The sequence below is a fragment of the Methylocystis sp. SC2 genome, assembly GCF_000304315.1.
Classification (GTDB): Bacteria; Pseudomonadota; Alphaproteobacteria; order Rhizobiales; family Beijerinckiaceae; genus Methylocystis.
Genome location: NC_018485.1, coordinates 615,379 through 635,923, shown reverse-complemented (window position 1 = coordinate 635,923; position 20,545 = coordinate 615,379). Strand labels below are relative to the sequence as shown.

Annotated in this window: 21 protein-coding genes; 15 read left to right on the top strand and 6 right to left on the bottom strand. The window is 63.8% G+C overall.

Annotation, left to right across the window (positions count from 1 at the left end; genetic code table 11):
* Positions 1 to 85: 85 nt before the first annotated feature.
* Positions 86 to 706 (top strand): response regulator, encoded by a 621-nt coding sequence (locus BN69_RS03020; protein WP_014890074.1) that lies wholly within the window; start codon positions 86 to 88, stop codon positions 704 to 706.
* 44 nt (positions 707 to 750) lie between these two features.
* On the opposite strand, the gene BN69_RS03015 is transcribed toward BN69_RS03020, so the two are convergent.
* Together BN69_RS03015 and pqqA are read right to left on the bottom strand one after the other, a co-directional pair.
* Positions 751 to 1,710 (bottom strand): cytochrome-c peroxidase, encoded by a 960-nt coding sequence (locus BN69_RS03015; RefSeq protein ID WP_014890073.1) that lies wholly within the window; start codon positions 1,708 to 1,710, stop codon positions 751 to 753.
* 237 nt (positions 1,711 to 1,947) lie between these two features.
* Positions 1,948 to 2,025 (bottom strand): pyrroloquinoline quinone precursor peptide PqqA, encoded by a 78-nt coding sequence (pqqA, locus tag BN69_RS20015; protein WP_083481414.1) that lies wholly within the window; start codon positions 2,023 to 2,025, stop codon positions 1,948 to 1,950.
* Positions 2,026 to 2,372: 347 nt separating this feature from the next.
* Between pqqA and BN69_RS03010 the strand changes: the two genes are divergently transcribed.
* The 7 genes from BN69_RS03010 (at position 2,373) to BN69_RS02980 (ending at position 10,834) form a co-directional block, all read left to right on the top strand.
* The gene (locus BN69_RS03010; RefSeq protein WP_014890071.1) at positions 2,373 to 3,473 is read left to right on the top strand and encodes a molybdopterin-binding domain-containing protein; all 1,101 of its coding nucleotides are present in this window, start codon (positions 2,373 to 2,375) and stop codon (positions 3,471 to 3,473) included.
* A complete protein-coding gene (locus BN69_RS03005; protein ID WP_014890070.1) occupies positions 3,464 to 5,101 on the top strand; it encodes a formylmethanofuran dehydrogenase subunit A in 1,638 nt (545 codons plus the stop codon). The genes BN69_RS03010 and BN69_RS03005 overlap by 10 nt, the downstream gene beginning before the upstream one ends.
* Entirely contained in the window at positions 5,089 to 5,997 is a 909-nt protein-coding gene (fhcD, locus tag BN69_RS03000) for a formylmethanofuran--tetrahydromethanopterin N-formyltransferase (protein WP_041926773.1), read from the top strand. Before BN69_RS03005 ends, fhcD begins: the two co-directional genes overlap by 13 nt.
* A complete protein-coding gene (locus BN69_RS02995) occupies positions 5,994 to 6,803 on the top strand; it encodes a formylmethanofuran dehydrogenase subunit C (RefSeq protein WP_014890068.1) in 810 nt (269 codons plus the stop codon). The genes fhcD and BN69_RS02995 overlap by 4 nt, the downstream gene beginning before the upstream one ends.
* A 62-nt stretch (positions 6,804 to 6,865) precedes the next feature.
* Entirely contained in the window at positions 6,866 to 7,081 is a 216-nt protein-coding gene (locus BN69_RS02990; RefSeq protein ID WP_014890067.1) for a hypothetical protein, read from the top strand.
* Positions 7,082 to 7,115: 34 nt separating this feature from the next.
* Entirely contained in the window at positions 7,116 to 10,232 is a 3,117-nt protein-coding gene (gene putA, locus BN69_RS02985) for a bifunctional proline dehydrogenase/L-glutamate gamma-semialdehyde dehydrogenase PutA (protein WP_014890066.1), read from the top strand.
* Positions 10,233 to 10,327: 95 nt separating this feature from the next.
* Positions 10,328 to 10,834, top strand: a complete 507-nt coding sequence (locus tag BN69_RS02980; protein ID WP_014890065.1) for an Hsp20/alpha crystallin family protein — start codon at positions 10,328 to 10,330, stop codon at positions 10,832 to 10,834.
* Between the two features lie 33 nt (positions 10,835 to 10,867).
* On the opposite strand, the gene BN69_RS02975 is transcribed toward BN69_RS02980, so the two are convergent.
* On the bottom strand, positions 10,868 to 12,145 hold the full coding sequence (locus tag BN69_RS02975; RefSeq protein ID WP_014890064.1) for an FAD-dependent monooxygenase: 1,278 nt from the start codon (positions 12,143 to 12,145) through the stop codon (positions 10,868 to 10,870).
* A 131-nt stretch (positions 12,146 to 12,276) separates the two neighbouring features.
* Here BN69_RS02975 and BN69_RS02970 point away from each other — a divergent pair, with 131 nt between their 5' ends.
* The 4 genes from BN69_RS02970 (at position 12,277) to rlmH (ending at position 15,352) form a co-directional block, all read left to right on the top strand.
* Complete coding sequence (locus BN69_RS02970; protein ID WP_014890063.1) at positions 12,277 to 12,990, top strand: CDP-alcohol phosphatidyltransferase family protein; 714 nt, start codon at positions 12,277 to 12,279, stop codon at positions 12,988 to 12,990.
* Complete coding sequence (locus BN69_RS02965; protein ID WP_014890062.1) at positions 12,983 to 13,954, top strand: quinone oxidoreductase family protein; 972 nt, start codon at positions 12,983 to 12,985, stop codon at positions 13,952 to 13,954. Before BN69_RS02970 ends, BN69_RS02965 begins: the two co-directional genes overlap by 8 nt.
* 423 nt (positions 13,955 to 14,377) lie before the next feature.
* Entirely contained in the window at positions 14,378 to 14,806 is a 429-nt protein-coding gene (rsfS, locus tag BN69_RS02960; protein WP_014890060.1) for a ribosome silencing factor, read from the top strand.
* 66 nt (positions 14,807 to 14,872) lie between these two features.
* Complete coding sequence (gene rlmH / locus BN69_RS02955) at positions 14,873 to 15,352, top strand: 23S rRNA (pseudouridine(1915)-N(3))-methyltransferase RlmH (RefSeq protein WP_014890059.1); 480 nt, start codon at positions 14,873 to 14,875, stop codon at positions 15,350 to 15,352.
* A 16-nt stretch (positions 15,353 to 15,368) separates the two neighbouring features.
* Here the strand turns inward: rlmH and BN69_RS02950 are convergent, their stop codons facing one another.
* The 3 genes from BN69_RS02950 to BN69_RS02940 all read right to left on the bottom strand — a co-directional run bounded on the left by BN69_RS02950 (position 15,369) and on the right by BN69_RS02940 (position 16,823).
* On the bottom strand, positions 15,369 to 15,800 hold the full coding sequence (locus tag BN69_RS02950) for a hypothetical protein (RefSeq protein ID WP_014890058.1): 432 nt from the start codon (positions 15,798 to 15,800) through the stop codon (positions 15,369 to 15,371).
* 14 nt (positions 15,801 to 15,814) lie between these two features.
* Positions 15,815 to 16,195, bottom strand: a complete 381-nt coding sequence (locus tag BN69_RS02945) for a hypothetical protein (RefSeq protein ID WP_244435023.1) — start codon at positions 16,193 to 16,195, stop codon at positions 15,815 to 15,817.
* A gap of 154 nt (positions 16,196 to 16,349) precedes the next feature.
* Positions 16,350 to 16,823, bottom strand: coding sequence for a DUF2892 domain-containing protein (locus BN69_RS02940; RefSeq protein ID WP_014890056.1), 474 nt, complete (start codon positions 16,821 to 16,823; stop codon positions 16,350 to 16,352).
* A gap of 166 nt (positions 16,824 to 16,989) precedes the next feature.
* On the opposite strand from BN69_RS02940, the gene BN69_RS02935 reads away from it, so the two are divergent.
* From BN69_RS02935 to BN69_RS02925, 3 genes are all read left to right on the top strand, one after another.
* Complete coding sequence (locus BN69_RS02935; RefSeq protein WP_014890055.1) at positions 16,990 to 18,282, top strand: adenylosuccinate synthase; 1,293 nt, start codon at positions 16,990 to 16,992, stop codon at positions 18,280 to 18,282.
* 354 nt (positions 18,283 to 18,636) lie between these two features.
* Positions 18,637 to 18,945 (top strand): hypothetical protein, encoded by a 309-nt coding sequence (locus tag BN69_RS02930; protein ID WP_244435022.1) that lies wholly within the window; start codon positions 18,637 to 18,639, stop codon positions 18,943 to 18,945.
* A 162-nt stretch (positions 18,946 to 19,107) separates the two neighbouring features.
* Positions 19,108 to 20,496 carry a glycosyltransferase family 4 protein gene (locus tag BN69_RS02925; protein WP_041926772.1) on the top strand — a complete coding sequence of 463 codons (1,389 nt, stop codon included), beginning with the start codon at positions 19,108 to 19,110 and terminating at the stop codon, positions 20,494 to 20,496.
* The last annotated feature ends 49 nt before the right edge of the window (positions 20,497 to 20,545 follow it).

Here is a 20,545-nt window from a genome sequence, read left to right as displayed (position 1 = left end):
GCGACTTTACGAAAGGCCCCAAATGCCGGCAATGTTTCGCCGCCTGCCTTCGGCAAGCCCGGAAGACTTGGAGCCACGTTGAATTATGCGCGTTCTTATCGTCGACGACCATCCGATCATCGTTTCTGGCTGCGCGGCGATGCTCGCCGGTGAAGGCGACATCGACGTCGTCGACGCGCGAGACGCGGAGACGGGTCTTGCCGTCTTCGTGGCGCAAAAGCCGGACGTGACCGTCGTCGACATCGGCCTGCCGGGAGTTTCGGGATTCGAACTGACGCGGCGGATTCTCGCAGCTGATCCGCGGGCGCGCATCGTCATCTTCAGCATGAACGACGATCCGATCTTCGCGGCGCGCGCGATTCAGATGGGGGCCAGGGGTTATGTGACGAAGAACGACGATCCCTATCTTTTGCTGACGGCGGTGCGCGAGGTCGCGTCCGGCGGCGTTTTCCTCATGCCTAAAATCGCCAACCAGCTCGCCTTCGAAAAGAGCGGCGCTTCGGCCAGTCCGCTGTCCGCTTTGACCGCGCGCGAATTGGAGATTTTGCGAATGCTCGGGCGCGGGCTCGGAACGACGGAGATCGCCGACGCGACTCAAGTCTCCTATAAGACCGTCGCCAACAGCTGCTCGATCATGAAACGAAAGCTTGGCGCCCGCACGCCGATGGAGCTGATGCGCATCGCGCTCGAACACAAACTGACGTGAGAGGCGTATCCCTTCTCCCGCATGCGGGAGAGGGGACGCGCGCCCTACTTTCCCTCCGCGTCCGGAAAAGGCTCCGGCGGCGAATAATTCGCCGGAACCGGCCCCGTCAGCGCGCCGAGAAAGGCGACGATGTCCGCCGCGTCCTTTTCCGGGAGATCCTGTCCGAGCTGCGTCTTGCCCATGATTTTCACGGCTTTGCTCAGATCGTCGACGGAGCCGTCATGAAAATAGGGCGCGGTTTTCGCGACGTTGCGCAGACTCGCAACCTTGAAGACATAAAGGTCGGCGTCGTTCTTGGAGACGTCGGCGCGGCCTTTGTCCGGCGTCGTTATTCCTGTCGCCTTCCAGTAGTCGCTCACGACGCCAAATTTCTGGAAGGAATCGCCGCCGACGCCCGCGCCATTATGGCAGGAGGCGCAGCCGAGATCGATGAATTTGCGCAAGCCCGCCTGCTGCTGCTTCGTGAGCGCCGAGACGTCGCCCGCAAGGAAAGCGTCGAATTTGGAGGGCGTCAGCAGGGTGCGCTCGAAGGCGCCGACCGCGACGCCCCAATTCTTCGAATTGATGGGGTCCGGATCGCCGGGGAACGCTTTGGCGAAGGCGCCGGCGTAGGCGGGAACCGCCTTCAGCTTGCTCATCGCCGTCGCCTGATCAGGATTGCCGAAGCTCGCGGGGCCGAGCAGCGATTTCTCCGCCTGGTCTTCGAGCGATTCGCGTTCGCCGCGCCAATGCTGCTTGAAATTCAGCGCGGCGTTGAAGACCGACGGCGCATTGCGCGGATTCTCCTTGCCGAACACGCCGATCGCCTTCGGCAGCCCGTCGCTCGCCTGCTTGTCCGGCAAATGACAATGCGCGCAACTGACGTTGCCGTCCATCGACACGCGGTTTTCGAAAAACAACCGGCGACCAAGCTCGATTCGCGCCGCCGTCGCCGAATCATTGGCAGCGGAGGGAACGGCGATCGGCCGGAAATTCTGTTTTGCGTCCTCCAGAAGCGTCTTCACGTTCGAAGGTTCCGCGCGGGCGGTCGCAGCGATGAATAGGAGAGAGACGAGGCTGATAAAAATAGAAGGCGAGCGCAAAGTCGACGCTCCTGTTCCCGGCCGTCCGCCTCGCCGACGTCGACCAAAATGATTCGAGCCGGCGATAGGAAAAGCGCAACCGCTTTGCGCAGCGCTCTTCTTGCCGGCTCGACTCGGGAATTCGTTGGCGGCTTCGGCGAAGCGAAGGCCGCGCCGAAATTAGATCTCGGCGGACTCGTAGCTGGTGATTTCCATGCCGACGCAAACTTCGACAATCACGGGAGTCGTCCAGGCCATTTTTTCCTCCGTATTAGGACTCTTACGGCTCTGCCTGCTTATGCGGCGCATCGCGCCCGCAGGTTTAAGCTCGGCGCAGCATTTAGCATGATCGCCGCCGCTTCGCAAATGGGATGCGGCGCACAATATCGGCCGCTGGCGACGACAGCCGAGCGCTGCCGCGGGGCCTCGAATGCAAATGACGCAGCCGAACGTCTCGACAGTCGCCGTGACGGCTGCTAGGCATAAGCAAAACACGGGAGGAGCCGCCCGGCTCGGCGAGTAGGCGCTAAAAAACAAATGGATAGCGTTCATTTCGCCGTTAAGCTTTTGAGCTTGGCCAGGGCAGGTCGCAAATCGGGGTAGGAATGGAGACAGCGACGCTCGACGGCAAGGCGATTGCGCTTGGCGACGCCTATCGACACGCCGGCAAAATTCTCAAGGAGGCGGCCTTTCCGCTCATCGCCGGCCTTGGCGCCGACGTCGCCGGCGCGCGCGCCGCGATCCTTTTGGCCGAGCGGCTGAAGGGCGCCTTCGATCATCTCGCGTCGCGTGAAACGCTCGCCGATCTCGACGTCAAGCGTTCCTTCGGCATGTTCACGACGACGGCGAACGAAGCGCGGCTTCGCGGCGACTGCGTCGTAATGATCGGCCCGGGGCTGACGCGCGCCTGGCCTGGAATGCTGGAGCGCCTTGCGCTTGCCGAGCCGCCGCGCCGCGGAGCGCAAGCGCAGCAGCCGCGCAAGGTGATCTGGGTCGGACCGGACGGCGACGAAGCGAAGGCCGTCCCTGGCGCAAAGGTCATTCCGGCCTCCGAGCAGGAACTTTCCGGCGTGCTGGCGGCGTGGCGCGCCCGCTTCGGCGGACGGCCGGTGGCGCTGGGCGCCGAAAAAATCGCGCTCATCGACGGCCTCGTCGAGACGCTGCGCAACGCCCGCTTTGGCGTCTTCGTCTGGTCGGCGTCGACGCTCGATCCGCTGGCGATCGAGATGCTGCAGGCTTTGGTGATCGAGCTTAACGCCACGACCCGATTCACCGGCGTTCATATCGGCGGCCGCAGCGGCGCGTCGGGGGTTACGCAAGCCGCCGGCTGGATGACGGGCTTTCCGCCGCGCACGGGTTTTGGCCGCGGCTATCCCGAGCACGACCCCTGGCGTTTCGAAGCCTCTCGGCTTGTCGACAGCGGCGAGGCCGATGCGGCGATGTGGATTTCCGCCTTTGACGGCGAGAAGCCCGCCTGGTCCCGCGCCGACATCCCGCTCATCACGCTGGCGCCGGCCCAGGCGGCGCCGTCGCGGGGGCTGTTCATTGAAGTCGGTCAGCCCGGCGTCACGCATGATTCGGTGCTGATGAGTCAGGAGACCGGCGGCATGACGCTGCGTAAAGCCAGCGCGCCGACCGACGCGCCGAGCGTCGCGCAGGCGATCGGCGCCATCTTAGCGGAAGTTTCGGAGGGCGCATGGCGCTGACAGTTTTGCGCGGCGGCCATGTCGTCGATCCGGCGACCGACCAGGACGCGATCGGGGACGTGTGGTTCGAGGACGGCCGCATCGTCGAACGGCCCGAAGGGCGCAGCGCCGACAAGGAGATCGACGTCTCCGGCCATATCGTCATGGCCGGCGCGATCGACATCCATTCGCACATCGCCGGCGGCAATGTGAACACGGCGCGACTGCTGCTGCCGGAGCTGCATCGCGCGATTCGCGCCCGGCTGGCCGATACGCCGCTGTCGACGGCCAAATGGTCGAGCTACGAGACCGGCCGCCTCTACGCGCAGATGGGCTTCACCACGGTGGTCGAACCGGCGATGGCGCCGCATCACGCCCTGCAGACCCATCTCGAATTCAACGACGTACCGATCATCGACAAGGGCGCGCTCACCGTGCTCGGCAACGATGACTTTCTGCTCGGCATGCTGCGCGACGGCGAGACCGACGGCGCGATCAACGACTATGTCGCGCAGACCGTCGAGAACACCCGTTCGCTCGGCTTGAAGTGCATCAATCCCGGCGGGGTCGAGGCCTTCAAGGACAACATGCGCGCCTTTGGGCTCGACGACGTCGTGCCATTTTACGGGCTGACGTCGCGCCAGATCTTCCAGGCGCTGCAGAAGTCGACTCAGGCGGTGGGCATTGCCCATCCGCTGCATCTGCACATGAACAATCTCGGGCTCGCCGGCAATATCGACACGGCGCTCGCCACCATCGACGCGGCGCAGGGGCTGCCGCTCCATCTCGCGCATGTGCAGTTCTACGCCTATGGCAAGGAAGGCAAGAACGGCTTCTCATCGGCCGGCGCGCTCTTCGCCGAGAAGATCAACGCGAATCCGAATGTTTCGGTCGACGTCGGCCAGGTGATGTTCTCCGACACGGTGACGATCTCGTCCGACGTTCTCAAACAGTTCAACAGCCTGCCCGGCGCGATCCCCAAGAAGGGCGCGATCTTCGACGGCGACGCCAATGGCGGCGGCATCGTTCCCTACGTCTATAAGATTTCGAACTATTACAACGCCATTCAATGGGCGGCGGGGCTCGAGCTCTTCCTGCTGATCGATAATCCCGAGCAGGTGTTTTTTACGACCGACCATCCGAACGGCGGTCCCTTCACCACCTATCCGGAACTCTTTGCGCTGCTGATGAGCGCCGATCTTCGCGCGCAGCATCTTGCGCGCCTTCCGGCTGAGGTGCTGGAGCAGACGACGCTGCCGTCGATCTCGCGCGAATACACGCTTTACGAAATCGCGCAGATGAGCCGCTCCGGCGCCGCGAAGCTCTTTGGCTTTGTCGATCGCGGCCGGCTCAGTCCCGGCGCCGTCGCCGACATCGCCGTTTATAAGCCCGGACGTGACGTCGCCGGCATGTTCCGTCGCGCGGCTCTGGTCTTCAAGGATGGCGTCCTCGTCGTGCGCGATGGCCAAGTCTCGCATTACACGCGCGGCAAGACGCTGCATATTCGCCCGCGCTACGATCAGCAGATTACGAAGCGTCTTGATTCCTACTACGACGATCTTTACGGCCTGCCGCGCAGCATTTTCGACGTGCCTGACGCCGCGCTGCCGCACAAGGACGCCTTTGCGGAGGTTCCATGCCGGATATAATTCGCAACGGCGTGACGATAGACGACAATTTCGCCGAAGCCTTCCCGATGAGCGGGACGGGCATACTGATCACGGCGCCGAACGCCAAATGGGCGCGGCAGGCGGCGCTGACCATGACGGGCTTCGCCACGTCGGTCATCGGCTGCGGCTGCGAGGCCGGGATTGATCGCGAAGTGCCGCCCGAAGAAACGCCGGACGGACGTCCGGGCGTGCGCGCGCTGCTCTTCGCCATGTCGTCGAAGGACGCCGAGAAGCAGCTCGTCAACCGACTCGGCCAATGCGTGCTGACGTGCCCGGGCTCCGCGGTCTATTCGACCGTCGCCGGCGAATTCGAAATCAAGGTCGGCGACGCGGTGCGCCAATTCGGCGACAAATGGCAGATGTCGAAGGTCGTCGACGGGCGGCGCTACTGGCGCGTGCCGGTGATGGATGGCGAATTCTTCTGCGAAGGCAAAGTCGGCCTGACGAAGAAATCCGTCGGCGGCGGCAATCTTCTGATCATGGGCGCGGACTGGGAAAAGACCATGCGCGCGACCGAGGCCGCCGTCTCAGCCATCGACGACGTCGCCGACGCGATTGCGCCGTTCCCCGGCGGCATCGTGCGCTCGGGCTCGAAGGTCGGTTCGAAATACAAGGGCATGAGCGCATCGACCAATGACGCCTATTGTCCGACATTGCGCGGCGTCACCAAAAGCGAGCTCGACGCGGATATCGGCTGCGTGCTCGAAATCGTCATCGACGGCTTGACCGACAACGCCGTGCGCGAAGCGATGCGCGCTGGACTTCACGCGATCATCGAGATGGGGCCGGAGCAGGGCGCCAAGCGCGTCGGCGCCGGCAATTACGGCGGCAAGCTCGGACCGTTCCATTATCATCTGAAGGAATTGCTGCCGTGAAGCCCTTTACCTTCACGCTTCGCCAGGAGCCGCCGCAGCGCGTCGATCTCTCGGCGCTGACGCCCGACCGCCTGGCGGGAAAATCCGTCGCGCAGATCGAAGCGATCGAACTCGGCGTGACGCGGATTTCGACGAAAGTCGGCGACCTTTTCAAAGTCTCGGAAGGCGATCTGAAGACTGTTCGCTTTGAGGGCGGCTGCTCGCGCTTCGATCTTCTCGGCGCGAAGCTTCTGCCTGGCTTTGCGATTCATGTCGAAGGCGACGTCGGGGCGCAATGCGGCCGTCTCGCCAAGGGCGGGAAGATCACCGTCGCCGGAAACGCCGGCCCGCACGCAGCTTCCGGCAACCTTGGCGCCGAGATGGAGATCGGGGGCGACGTCGGCGATTTCCTCGCCGGTCCGCTCGCGGGCGAACTCGCCGGCATGGCCGGCGGGCGCGTCATCGTCCGCGGCAAGGCGGGCGAACGCGCCGGCGACCGGCTGCGCCGCGGCGTTCTCGTCATCGAGGGCGACGCCGGCGAAGATCTCGGCGCGCGCGTCATCGCCGGCACCATCCTGGTTTTGGGCGAGGCCAAGGGACGCGTCGGCTATCTTAACAAACGCGGCTCGATCGTGCTTGCGCGCGGCGGCTGCTTCGGTTCGACCTATGTCGACTGCGGCGCGCATGAGCTTACTTTCGCAAGGCTTTTCGCACGCTCTCTCAGGGATCATAGCGCCCCCGCCGCCGATCTTCTGTCGCGCAAACTCCGCCGCTATGGCGGCGACACGGCGGTCTTTGGCAAGGGCGAGATATTGACCCCCGACTGATCGGCCTTACCCTTGCTCAGAAAGCAAACGCCCTCGAGCGGGCGCTGAGCAAGGAGATTGCGATGAATTTCGTCGAACTCATCCTAACCGTCTGTACGCTGGCGCAGCCCGCCGCCTGCGACGAGCGTAAGCTCGTCCTCGAATCGACCACGGGCTCGACCAGCAATTGCGTGATGCAGGCGATGCCATATATCGCTCAATGGTGCGGCGAACACCCGCAGCTGACGGTGACGAAGTGGCGTTGCGCGCGGCCGGGAGCGGAAGGCGACAAGATCTGATCGAGCCCTGCGGGCGCGGTCGGTTCGATGGCGAATGAATCGAATAGACGATCGGCCGGCGCCCTTTGCGGCGCCTTACGCGTCCCCCGACGAGAGCTTCGCTGAAGCCTTTCTCGGTTCGCGCCCCGATGCCGCGACGCAACGGCTTGTCGAGGAAACTGCGCTGAAACTCGTGCGCGGCATTCGCGCACAACGTGATCCGCTCGGCGGCGTCGAAGACTTCCTCCACGAATTTTCCCTCTCATCGAGAGAGGGTCTCGCTGTAATGGCGCTCGCCGAGGCGCTGTTGCGCGTCCCCGATGACGCCACGGCCGACCAACTCCTCGCCGACAAGCTCGCCGAAGGCGATTTCTCCCATCACGAGACATCGAGCGACGCGCTGCTCGTTCAAGCCTGCGCCTTCGCGCTGGGACTTTCGGCGCGCATCGTCGACGTCAGGGAGCCGCGCGGGGTCGTCGCCGACCTCGCCCGGCGTCTCGGCCTGCCGGCGCTGCGCGCCGCCGCGCGCCAGGCGATGCGGCTGATGGGCGCGCATTTCGTCTTTGGCGAAACCATCGAAGCGGCGATCAGACGGGAGCAGGGACGGCGCGAACGCTTCTCTTACGACATGCTTGGCGAGGGCGCGCGGACGGCGGAGGACGCCGAGCGCTATTTTACGGCCTACGCCCACGCCATTCGCGCCATCGGCGACTCGGCCGGGACCTCCCGCCTTCCGACGCGCCCCGGAATTTCGATCAAACTTTCGGCCCTGCATCCGCGCTATGAGGCGATTTCGCGCGAACGCGTCTTGCGGGAATTGCCGCCGCGTTTGCTTGACCTCGCGCGCCTCGCCAAAGAGCGCGATCTCGTTTTCACCATCGATGCGGAGGAGGGGGACCGTCTCGAACTTTCGCTGGACGTAATCGCGCGCGTCGTCGACGACCCGTCTCTTTCCGGATGGGACGGATTCGGACTCGCGGTGCAGGCCTATCTGAAGCGCGCGATGGCCGCGATCGACTATGTCGCCTCGCTCGCGGAAGCGAACCATCGGCGCTTCATGGTGCGTCTCGTCAAGGGCGCCTATTGGGACAGCGAAATCAAACGCGCCCAGGAGCGCGGTCTCGCCGACTATCCCGTGTTCACCCGCAAGACGATGACCGATCTTAATTTCGACGCCTGCGCGGCGCGGCTCTTCGATCAACCGCGTCTCTTCCCGCAAATCGCCACGCATAACGCGCGCAGCGTCGCCGCAGTTTTGACGATGGCGGCCGGGCGGCGCGACTTCGAGTTTCAGCGCCTGCACGGCATGGGCGAGTCGCTCTATGAATCACTGGCGGAAATGAGCGACGCCGCGGTTCGAATCTATGCGCCGGTCGGTCCGCACCGCGATCTTCTCGCCTATCTCGTGCGGCGCTTGATCGAGAACGGCGCCAACTCCTCTTTCGTCGCACGCGCCGCCGATCCCGAGACGCCGGAGAGCGCGCTTGTCGCGGATCCCTATGAAGCGCTTGGCGCGCCCAATCGCGCGCGCCACCCGCGTCTCCCGTCGCCAAGCGAGATTTACCTGCCGCTACGCGCCAATTCGAAAGGCGTGGAGTTTGGCGATCGGACGGCGCTTGCGGCGCTGGTTGAGGAGACGCGCGCGCCGGTTCCGCCGCCTTGCTCGCGCCCGAGCGTCGCGATGCGCGCGCCGGCGCGCCCGGTCCTGTCGCCGATCGACGGCGCCGTCGTCGGCGAAGTGATCGAGGCCGATGAAGCCGCGGCGCATGCTGCGGTCGCGACGGCCGCGCGCGCTTTCCCAGAATGGTCCAGGACTCCATTCGAAGCGCGGGCGCGGATGATCGAACGCGCGGCCGATCTCATCGAGGCGCGGCGCGGGCCGTTGATCTCCTTGTTGCAAAGCGAAGGCGGCAAGACTCTCGACGATGCGCTCGCGGAAGTGCGCGAGGCGGCCGATCTTTGCCGCTATTACGCGGGTCAGGCGCGAATTCTCTGCGCCGACATGCCGCTGCCGGGCCCCACGGGCGAAACCAATTTCCTGCGTCGCCACGGACGCGGCGTCTTCGTCTGCATCTCGCCGTGGAATTTTCCGCTGGCGATTTTCATCGGCCAGGTCGCTGCGGCGCTCGTCGCCGGAAATGCGGTCGTCGCCAAGCCCGCCGAGCAGACGCCGCTCGTCGCCGCCATGGCGGTCGAAGTTTTACGCGAGGCCGGCGTTCCCAAAGATGCGCTGCAGTTCGCCCCGGGCGACGGCGCCATCGGCGCCGCGCTTGTCGCCGATCCGCTGACCGCCGGCGTCGTTTTCACCGGCTCCGTCGACGTCGCCCATCGGATCAATCGCACGCTCGCGGAGCGGGACGGCGCGATCGCGCCGCTCATCGCCGAAACGGGCGGCATCAATGCGATGATCGTCGATTCGACGGCGCTGATCGAACAGGTCGTCGACGACGTCATGACGTCAGCCTTCCGATCGGCGGGACAGCGCTGCTCAGCCTTGCGGCTGTTGTGCCTGCAAGAGGAGATCGCGCCCGCCTGTCTCGAGACGCTGATCGGCGCTGCGCGCGAATTGCGCGTCGGCGATCCGCGCGAGATCGGGACTCATGTCGGACCGGCGATTGACGCAGAGGCGAAGGGCAAGCTCGACGCCTATCTTTCACGTCAGCGCGCAGCCGGGCGACTTCTTTACGCCGGCGTCGCGCCATCGACGGGAACTTTCGTCGCCCCGCATATCGTCAGACTCGATCGCGTCGAGGATTTGCAGGAAGAGATTTTTGGGCCCGTCCTGCATGTGGCGACATGGCGGTCCGAGCGTCTGCCGCAACTGCTCACGGACATCGAAGCCAGCGGATATGGCCTCACGCTCGGGATGCATACGCGCATCGAACAGCGCATTCGCGCATTGTCGCGCAAAGCGTCCGCCGGCAATATTTACGTCAACCGCAATATGATCGGCGCGGTCGTCGGCAGTCAGCCTTTCGGCGGATTTGGCTTGAGCGGCACCGGCCCAAAGGCGGGCGGGCCGGATTATCTCCTGCGCTTTCTTCATGAGACGACGCTGACGATCAACACCGCGTCTTCGGGCGGCGACGCAGGACTCTTGTCGCTCGGAGACTCTGACGAGCTTGATCGCGACAAATTGGCGCAAACGCGCCCGTTGAAGTCACACCTCTGACGCTCCACTTCACTAACGTTTCCATATCGATCGTCAGCGCCATCGTTGCTGAATTTCCGGTTGCTTGGCGATCGTCCGAAAAGAGGGAGATCAGCATGGGCGAACAAAGCAAGCTGCCAGCGTCACGAGAGTCCACGCCGGCCAGCGTTTTCGACTGGCATCCTTTCGAATCCTTCCGGCGCCAGTTCGATCGGCTCTTTGACGACTTTCCGTCGCGTAGAAGCCTCGCCGACTTCCAGCCGTTCGACCGTCTGATGTCGCAGCTGCCGGCGACGCCGCCGGTCGATTTCGTCGAGAAGGACGGCGGATACGAGATCACCGCCGAACTGCCGGGGCTCGATGAGAAGAGCGTCGATGTGAAGCTGTCGAACGGCGTCTTGTCGATTTCCGGCGAGAAGAGCGAAGAAAAGGAAGAAAAGAAGGAGGGCTATTACTGCTCAGAGCGCCGATACGGTTCGTTCCGGCGCGCCTTCAGGCTTCCCGAAGGAGTCGACGCGGATAAAATCACTGCGGACTTTGAAAAGGGCGTGCTGAAAATCAAGCTGCCGAAAACGCCGGAATCCAAGCAGGAAGAAAAGAAGATCGAGATCGCAGCCAAGTAGCGCCGCGTTAGACGCGGCGCTCAAGCGCAGCCTTTAAGATCGCAGGCCGGCGCGTCCGTGCGGAGCGCCGGCGATATTTTGCTTGTGCGCTGGCCGGCGCATCAGACGCGGCAGCACGAGATGCGGCAGCACGCCCTCGCGAATGACAGCGCGCCGCAGCGGCCCGAGCGCCGCCATCGCGATGAAGCTTGCGCCGCGCAGCAAATCCACCGGCAGATAGGGAATGATCAGCGAGCGGTTGAGCAGATCGACGCCATGCGTTCTGAAGCCGATGTCGGCGCGCCGATGGCGATCGTAGCGCGCCAGCGCCCGCGACAATTCGCGCGGATTCTTGAGATCGACGCTGGCGAGACAATCCTCGAGATCCGCGACGTCGCGCAGACTTAAATTCAGTCCTTGCGCGCCGATCGGCGGAAAGATGTGACAGGTCTCGCCGACCAGCGCGAGGCGCCCTGTCGCATGCTTCGACACCTGCATGCCGCCCATGCGGAACTGCCCGATGTCGCCTTCGATGCGCATCGCGCCGAGTTCCGACTTGGCGAAATCCTCGATTTCATATTCGAGCTCCTCCCGCGGCTTGGCGAGGCGCCGCCGCGCGTCGGCGACGCTCATCAGCCAGACGAGGCTCGAACGATTCGGCGCATCCTCTCGCGCGGGCAGGGGCACCAGCGTGAAAGGGCCCGAGCGCGTATGATATTCCGTCGAGACATTTTCGTGCGGAAACTCGTGGCGCAGCATCATGGTGAGCGCGATCTGCGGATAGGTCCATTCCTTCACGTCGATGCCGGCGACCGCGCGGGCGCGGCTGTTGCGCCCGTCCGCCGCAACGATGAAGTCCGCCTGGAGCCGGCGTCCGTCTGCGAGAATGGCGACGGCGCCGTCGCCGTTGAATTCGTAATCGGCGATGTCGGCGTCGACGAACGCGATTTCGGAGCGGCCGCGACAAAGATCCAGTAGAATGGCGACGAGGTCGTCGTTCGACACATTGACGCCGAGCGCCGACAGTCCGATTTCGCGCGCCCGCAGATTGAGTTCCGGCACCGGCAGAAACTGATCGGTGTCGTCGATCATGTGAATGGCTTCGACGGCGCAGCCGCGCGCTCTGACGCGCTCCAGCGCGCCGAGCGCATCGAGAAATCGGACGGATGATTCGAACAAGGCGACGGTGCGTCCGGGCAGCGGCGGCGGAATGCGCCCGGCGAGCGCCGTCTTCAATCCCGCGCGCGCGAAGGCCAGCGCCGCTGCAAGGCCGGTCGCGCCGGCGCCGGCGACGAGAATGTCGGATCTGATGTTTTCGTGCGCCGCTGTCATCTCGTCTGTCTCCTGCGCCTGTTATAGCGGGAGACTCTTGAGAGCGCGAGCAGGACCGGCGCGAGCGGACGACTTTGGCTCGGCGTGAGGCGGTGCTAGGCTGACGTCCCGCTTCTCCAGTCGCCGCGCTCGTGACGTCTTCTCGCCTCATCGGCCTTTCCGTCCACCTGTTCACCGCGAGCGGCGCGGCGCTCGGCCTGATCGCGCTGTTCCTCGCGGCGGACGGCCGCTTTGCGGCGATGTTCGCCTGGCTTGGCGCGGCGCTCGTCGTGGACGCCGTCGACGGAACGTTGGCGCGGCGTTTCAGAGTGACGGAAACGGCGCCCTTCATCGACGGCGTCGCGCTCGACCTCGTCGTCGACTTTCTCAATTATGTCGTCACGCCGCTTGTGGCGCTGTGGCGCTCGGGCCTCTTGGATCCGGCGCTCGCCGCGCCCGTTTGCGCCGCGGTCTGCGCCGGTTCGGCGCTCTATTTCGCGGATCGGCGTATGAAAACGGCGGACTATTGGTTTCGCGGATTTCCGTCGCTGTGGAACATCGTGGTCTTCTATCTTCTCGTGCTGCGGCCGACGGCCGCCGCGAGTCTCACGCTGGTTCTCGTGACGGCGGCGTTCATGTTTGTTCCGGTGGCCTTTGTCCATCCGCTGCGCGTTCAGCGGCGACGACCGATAACGCTCGTCGTCACCGGCGTCTGGGGCGCGGCGGCCATCGCGGCGCTCGCACAGAATCTTGCGGCGGCCTCCTTCACGGTAAAGGCGGCTCTAGTCATGACGGGGTGCTATTTTCTGGCTTTGCCGCTTTTTCGCGAGGGCGGCGCGATCGCGAAAGGGGAAGATGATGGTTAAGGCGATTCGCGTGCATCAGCCCGGCGGGCCGGATGCGCTCGTCATGGAAGACGTCGATCTGCCGGCTCCGACGGCCGACGACGTGCAAATCCGCCACGCCGCGATCGGCGTCAATTTCATCGACGTCTACCGCCGTACCGGCGCTTACCCGGCGGAATATCCGTTTATCCCCGGACATGAAGGCGCCGGCGAGGTGATCGCCGTCGGCGAGAATGTGAAGAACTTCAAGGTCGGGGATCGGGTCGCTTACGTCGGCGCGCTTGGCGGCTATTCGGAGGCGCGCAACATCGCCGCCGGCTCAGTGGTCCATCTGCCGAAATCCTTCAGCTATGAGCAAGGCGCGGTGATGATGCTGAAAGGGCTGACGGCGCAATATCTGCTGCGCCGGACGTTCAAGGTGAAGAAAGGCCATCGCGTTCTCGTCCACGCCGGCGCCGGCGGCGTTGGGCAGATCCTCTGCCAATGGGCGAACGCGCTCGGGGCGAAGGTCATCGCCACCGTCGGCTCTCCTGAAAAGGCGAAGATCGCGGAAGCCGCGGGCGCCAAGCACGCGATCCTCTATCGGGAGGAAAACTTCGTCGAGCGGGTGCGCGACTTGACCAAAGGCAAGCTGTGCGACGTCGTCTATGACGGCGTCGGACGCGCGACTTTTCCGGCTTCGCTCGATTGCCTGAAGCCGTTCGGCATGTTCGTGAGCTTCGGCTCGGCCTCCGGTCCGATTGCGGCTTTCGACCTCGGCCTTCTGGCGCTGAAAGGTTCGCTTTACGCGACCCGGCCCTCGCTCTTCACCCATATCGCGCGCCGCCGCGATTATGAGGAGATGATGGACGATCTCGTCCAAGCGGCGAAGCGCGGTTACGTGGACCTCGCCGAGCCGGCGCGGTTCCCGCTGGCCGACGCGGCCAAAGTGCATGAGGCGCTCGAATCACGCGCCACCAGCGGCTCCATGGTTCTAATTCCATGATTTCGCCTTAAAGGGACCGGCGCAAGCAGGGCTCCGACGACAAACTTGACTTGTGTTGCAAATTGAGCACTAGGGCGACGGATGCGCTTCGCAAGGCTTTGTTAACTTAGCCGAATCATGCGCCGTCTGCGCGCCTCTCGGGGCGCGAGTTCAGCAGTTTTTCCCCGTTTTTTGCGCCGCGGCCCGGCGAGGCGACAATTTCGCCCTACGCTTTTGGCGCAAATCGATTATGCTTTCCTTGTTCCGGCTTTGAGGTTCCTCCCGCCTCTCGATTAGCCCGAACCGCCTTCCAAAGCCCGGCGCTCGAGCCGGGCTTTTTTCTTAGCCCCTCTCGACAACCCCTCAGTTTCTATTGCAATTTTTCGATAAGCGCCCCATCCTTGTCTGGCGGCCGGCTCTCTTACGGGCGTGGGGCCGCGAAGCATGAGGGTTGCAACGCTGTCGACAGGTGTTCATCCGGGTGCGGCTCCTGGTCCGCTCCGACCGGAAATTGGCGCAAGCGCCCAATTGACCGGCTCAATCGTGCAAAAGGTTTTCGCCAGCCTGGACGAAACCAAGGCCGAGGACATCGTCTCCATCGATCTGCGCGGAAAGACGGCGCTCGCCGATGACATGATCATCGCGACGGGCCGTTCGACCGTGCATGTCGGCGCTATCGCCGACAAGGCGATCAAGGCCCTCAAGGCCGCGGGCGTCATCGCGCCCCGCGTCGAGGGCCTGTCCCAGTGTGACTGGGTGCTGATCGACGCCGGCGACGTCATCGTCCACATCTTCCGTCCTGAGGTGCGCCAGTTCTACAATCTTGAAAAGATGTGGGGCGGCGACCGACCGCTGGAGATTCGCCTGGTCTGACGAGAGCAGGCGCAAGCGCCCCTGGGATCGCTTGGCCGTCTCGCTTCTCGTCTCGCCTAGCGTCGAATGAAACTGGGACTGATCTGCGTCGGCCGCCTCAAGGCGGGTCCCGAGAGAGAGCTTTTCGCGCGCTACGCCGAACGCGTCCGCTCCCTGCGGCGGCTGGGCCTCGAAGGTCTCGAACTCAAGGAAATCGACGAGAGCAGGGCCTCCGCCAGCGCCGAGCGGGCGTCGCGCGAAGCGATGGAACTGCTTGCGGCGCTGCCCGCCGAAGCGCGGCTTGCGGCGTTCGACGAACGGGGCAGGGCGGAGACCAGCGCAGCCTTCGCGCAATTCATCGTCTCCGAGCGCGACAGGGGCTGCAAGGCGCTATGGTTCGCCATCGGCGGCGCCGAAGGCCTCGACGAAAGCGTGCGCGCCCGAGCGGCCGCCGTCTTCTCCTTCGGCGCGATGACGCTGCCGCATCAGCTGGCGCGCATTCTCGCGGCCGAGCAGATTTATCGGGCGATGACGATCCTGTCCGGCCATCCGTACCATCGGGGATGAGGCGGCCTCGAAGCGGCTATCCTACGGGGTCCTCCATGACTGGCAGCCCCGAAACGTCCCGTGTCTGTTGCGACAAGTCGTAGCTCACGGTGGTGATCTCCGGACAGCGTCTGCAAGCGGCCTCGCCCTCCTGAGCATGCCAGCGGCATTCCTTTCGGATCGCGCATGGCGGCAAACTGTCGACTGCAGTGGGCAGCATTTTCACGACGCGCGTCGCCAATCGGCAATCCGCGCCGTCGAAGTGCGGACATTTGTGCTCAGCGCAGGTCGCCGCGAGCCGAAACACTTCGGTCGGCTTCAAGGGCGCGGACAGTGCGAGGATCTCGGGCGTCGCAGGGAGCTGCTCGTTCAAATATTGGACGACAGGACTCGGTCCGTCCTGCTGAACGACGCCCAAGACCATCGCTCGATCCATGCCCGGCTGTGCGCTCGGACAGAGTTTCGACATGGCCTATGACTCAGCTATTTTTGCTCGAACTGTAGAATTTCCGGAGGAACGGGGATGCCGATAATGATGTGGCGACCAATCGAATAGACCGCGCCGCCCTGTTCGCCCGCGAATGCTCCCAGATGGCTTGCGATGTCGCTGGCGAGCGCCTGCGTCTCGCTCAGCGTGACTTGCGAAGCGACGGACTCCGGAACTGGAATGCCGCGAATCAGATATGACACCGAAACGGCGCTTGGAACTTCCAATTTGAATTTGGGATGTTTTGCGGTCGCGGCCTTTACGGCGGCTTGAACGGACTCCGTGAACTTGCTCATGGAAATCGAGACGGGCTTTTTCATTCTGAAACCCCCGCTAATTGAAAAATTCTGAATATGGTCAATGCCGACGAGCGACACTTTCGCGCGTCGCCGGTCAGGCTAACAGCATCGCAATCTTCGCGGCAAGTTAAAATGTCTGTATCTCTTGGTACATGCGCGGCCGCGCCGCTCGCGTTCCGGCGGTTTCGCCGGCGCTGGGAACCTCGCCAATCTCCCGACGGTTACGCTAGCTTTAATGCACGGTGCGTCCCTGCATCTCGCAGCCAAGTCCGGCGGCGCGCGCCGCCTCCTGCACCCTGTTGCCGGCCTTTTTCACCTTGTCGAAATCGCCGCGCAGCGCCTTGAGCGCGTTGCGTTCCTGGCCGATCTCCTCCGCCGTTCGCAGGCCCAACCGACGCAAGAGAGGCAGTGGCGGGCACCAGCCCTGCAGCGCGTGCTGGAGCAGAAAGCCGCTGACGAGAACCGGCAGCGCCAGCCAGCGACGATCCGACGTCAAGCCGAGCGCAAGTCCGACGAGCGCTATGGAAGATGCATTGGCCTCGAGCGCGCGCTCGATGTCCCACTCCCGGTCGAGCTCCTCCAAGCGCTCGTCGATCTTGTCCGGGTGTTTGGCGAAGTGAGACAGCCGCGCCTGCGTTTCCTTGCGGATGGCGCGATTGATGTCTTCATCGGTGTTTTGTGCGACGCGGGCGACCGTGGTCGGCATGCATTCTACCTCCCCTTGTTCATTTCCAACCGAAAAGGCCGGCCGAAGTTCCTGATGTCGGGCCGCCGACGGCCTTTACGGTCCGAACGGCATGCGCTAAACCCCGGCGGTAACGAGCCCCGCGTTACCGCGCGGGGCTTTTTTATTTGGAGATCGAGATACGGCCATGGCGAATGTGGCGGTGGTCGGCGCCCAGTGGGGCGACGAGGGCAAGGGCAAAATCGTCGACTGGCTGTCGCTTGAAGCCGACGTCGTCGTGCGCTTTCAGGGCGGTCATAACGCCGGGCACACGCTCGTCATCGACGGCGTGACCTATAAGCTCGCGCTGCTGCCCTCGGGCATCGTGCGGCCCGGCAAGCTTTCCGTCATCGGCAATGGCGTCGTCGTCGATCCGCATTTCCTCGTCGGCGAGATCGACCGGCTGCGCGAGCAGGGCGTCGAGATTTCGCCGATGAATCTCAAGATCGCGGAAAACGCGCCGCTGATCCTTTCGCTGCATCGCGAACTCGACGCGCATCGCGAGGAGGCCGGCGGCGGCGCGAAGATCGGCACCACCAAGCGCGGCATCGGACCCGCCTATGAGGACAAGGTCGGGCGCCGCTCGATCCGCCTCATGGATCTCGCCGAGCCCGATCTGCTCGATGACAAGATCGCGCGCGCGCTCGCGCATCACGATCCGCTGCGGCGGGGCCTCGGCCTGCCCCCGGTCGATCCTCGCGCCTTGCGCGAGGAGCTGCTGTCCGTCGCGCCGCGCATTCTGCCGTTCATGGATGCGGTGTGGGAGCTGCTCGAGGACAATCGCCGCGCCGGCAAGCGCATCCTCTTCGAGGGCGCGCAGGGCGTGCTGCTCGATGTCGACCACGGCACCTATCCTTACGTGACATCGTCCAACACCGTCGCCGCGTCGGCCGCGAGCGGCTCGGGACTCGGTCCCGGCGCCATCGGCTATGTGCTTGGCATCGCCAAGGCCTATACGACGCGCGTCGGCGGCGGCCCATTTCCGACCGAACTTCACGACGAGATCGGCCAATTGATCGGCGATCGCGGCCGCGAATTCGGCACCAACACCGGACGGCGACGGCGCTGCGGCTGGTTCGACGCCGTGTTGACGCGACAGGCGGTGAAGACGTCCGGCATTAACGGCGTCGCGCTGACGAAGCTCGACATTCTCGACGGTTTCGACGAGATCAAAATCTGCACGCATTACACGCTCGACGGCAAGCGCATCGAGCGTCTGCCGGCGTCGCAAGCGGCGCAGGCGCGGGTGCAGCCGATTTATGAGAGCTTCCCCGGCTGGAGGGAATCGACGAGCGGCGCGCGCTCCTGGGCGCATCTGCCGGCGCAGGCGATCAAATATGTGCGTCGCGTCGAGGAGCTGATCGAGGCGCCGGTCGCTCTGCTCTCGACGAGTCCCGAACGCGGCGACACGATCCTCGTGCACAATCCGTTTCAGGATTGAGCATGCCCTCTCCCGTCACGCGGGTTCGGCCTGGAGCACGCCTTTCCGTTCTCGATCGCGCGTTCAGGGGGCTGAAAGAGCAAATGCGGATTCCAGACCATACGTCGCTTGGATATGCTAAGCGCCGGCTGACTCAACGATTTTAGGGTCTCCTTTTGTTTGCCGTAATTATGTATTTGAGGTAGATGCCTGAGCAATAAGGCTACCGTCTTGCTTGCGTCATAAAGCCTAGACTTTGCGCTTCGGGAAGGGTGTAGGATGAATGCGAACAATGCTAAGCTTTTGACGGACAGCCGAGCGTGCGCATTCTTCGAAGACGCAGCGAATAAACTTCGCACCCATTTCGAGCGCCAAGTGCTCGCGACGCTGCCCGATTTTGCGCGCCGAGCGCTCGAAAGCGAACTAAACGCATTCTCCAAATTGTCGAGCGCTGATCCTGTGCCGCCATTGGCGGAAGTCTCGCTCGTGCGCGCGGAACAATGCGCCCATGACTTGCTGAGCATGAATTACGAAGGCGCCGCCCATGCGTTTTTCGGGCGCTGTGTCAGCGAAGCGTCGGCGGAGATTGCGGCGGCGGCGGTGATCGCCGCATCGGGGCAGGGCGGAAATATCGTGATTTTTCCCATGCCTTCCAGCAGAGTGGCCGTCGGCCGAACGCTATAGCTTTCCAGCGAGATTCCATCTGCATCCGGCTGCGTCGGAGCCAGCTCAAAGCGCACGGTCAGTCAGCGCTCCGAAGCGAGCCGGCAGTCGCGCGGAGCAGCCTTGTCACCGTCGCCGCGCCGCCGTACGACTGGCGGCGCGAGCTACGTGTGGAGAGCGGGAATGCAGGAAAAGATCGAAGCCTATCTGCTGGAGGAAATGCATCGCGAGTTGAGCGAATTCGAGCAGTATGACGTCGATCCGCGCACGCGTTTCATTTACGTGAGGGCGCTGGAGTTCTATTGGACGCTCTCGCGCCTCTTTGGTCTTGGCCGCCTGCATGACGGGCGCTGGCGCAAGCCGGATGCGGCGAAAGCGCAGGCGCTGCGCACGCCGCTTGAGGGCGACATCCCGACGCCGGCCGCGCGCGATCGTCTGCTCATCGACATGACCGCGACGCATCGCTTTCGCGGCCACACGGGCGTCCAGCGCGTCGTGCGCGAAATCGCCCGCGCCTGCGTTGAAAGCGGCGAAGCGCTTCCGGTCTATCTTGAAGACGGTCGGCTCTACGGACATTTCAAACACGACAATTTGCCCGACGCGGTTGAACTGCAATCGGGCGACAAACTGCTCTTGCTCGATTCAGGATGGGGCTTCGTCGAGGAATATCCGCCGCTCTTGAGCGCGGCGCATGATGCCGGCGCCGAAGTCGTCGGCTGCCTCTATGACCTTATTCCGCTACGTTACCCGGCCGCCACGGCGCCGAAAAACAGCGCTCCCTTTGTTCCCTGGTTTAACGATGTTCTGATGCGCTGTGATGCGATCGTCTGCATCTCGCACAGCGTGGCGCTGGATCTTGCGGCATATATGGGTGAGGAGCGTCTTGCGCCCCCCGCCAACATGCGGATCGGCTGGTGGCCGCTTGGCGCGGATTTTCGCGCGAGCGCTGAGAAAGCGCCCTCGAGAGCAGCTGAGCGCATCGCTTCAGCGCCGACGCCGTTCTTCATCAGCGTCGGCACGCTCGAGCCGCGAAAGGCGTATCCCATCGCTCTGGACGCATTCGAAACGCTTTGGGCGCAAGGGTGCGATGCGCGTTATGTGATCGCTGGCCGCTGTGGCTGGAACACACGCGCGTTACAACGCCGTATCCGCGAACACGCGGAATTCAACCGGAAGCTCTTTTGGCTTGATAACGCCAGCGACGTCGATCTTGCATATCTTTATCCGCGCGCCCGGGCGCTGATTTTTCCCTCTTTCGCCGAGGGGTTCGGCATGCCGCTGACGGAAGCCGCATATTATGGGACGCGCGCCATCGCGAGCGACATTCCGGTGCTGCGTGAAATTGGCGGCGAGGGCCATGTCTATTTCGACCTGCTCGATTCCCATTCGCTCGCAACGCATGTGCGAGCCGAACTGGCCGTAAAGAAGGCGCCTCACAGGATGTCATTCGTCAGTTGGCGGGCTTCGGCTGACGCCTTGGCTGGCATGTTGCGGGACGACGCCTATCAAATCGACGCCGAAGCGGCGCGACTCCTGTCATCCAAGAACGCCGCCGTGGAGGTAGGGCAGTGAAAGACGCCATACGTTCCTACCTCCTTGGGCAGCTTTATGAGGAGGTCTG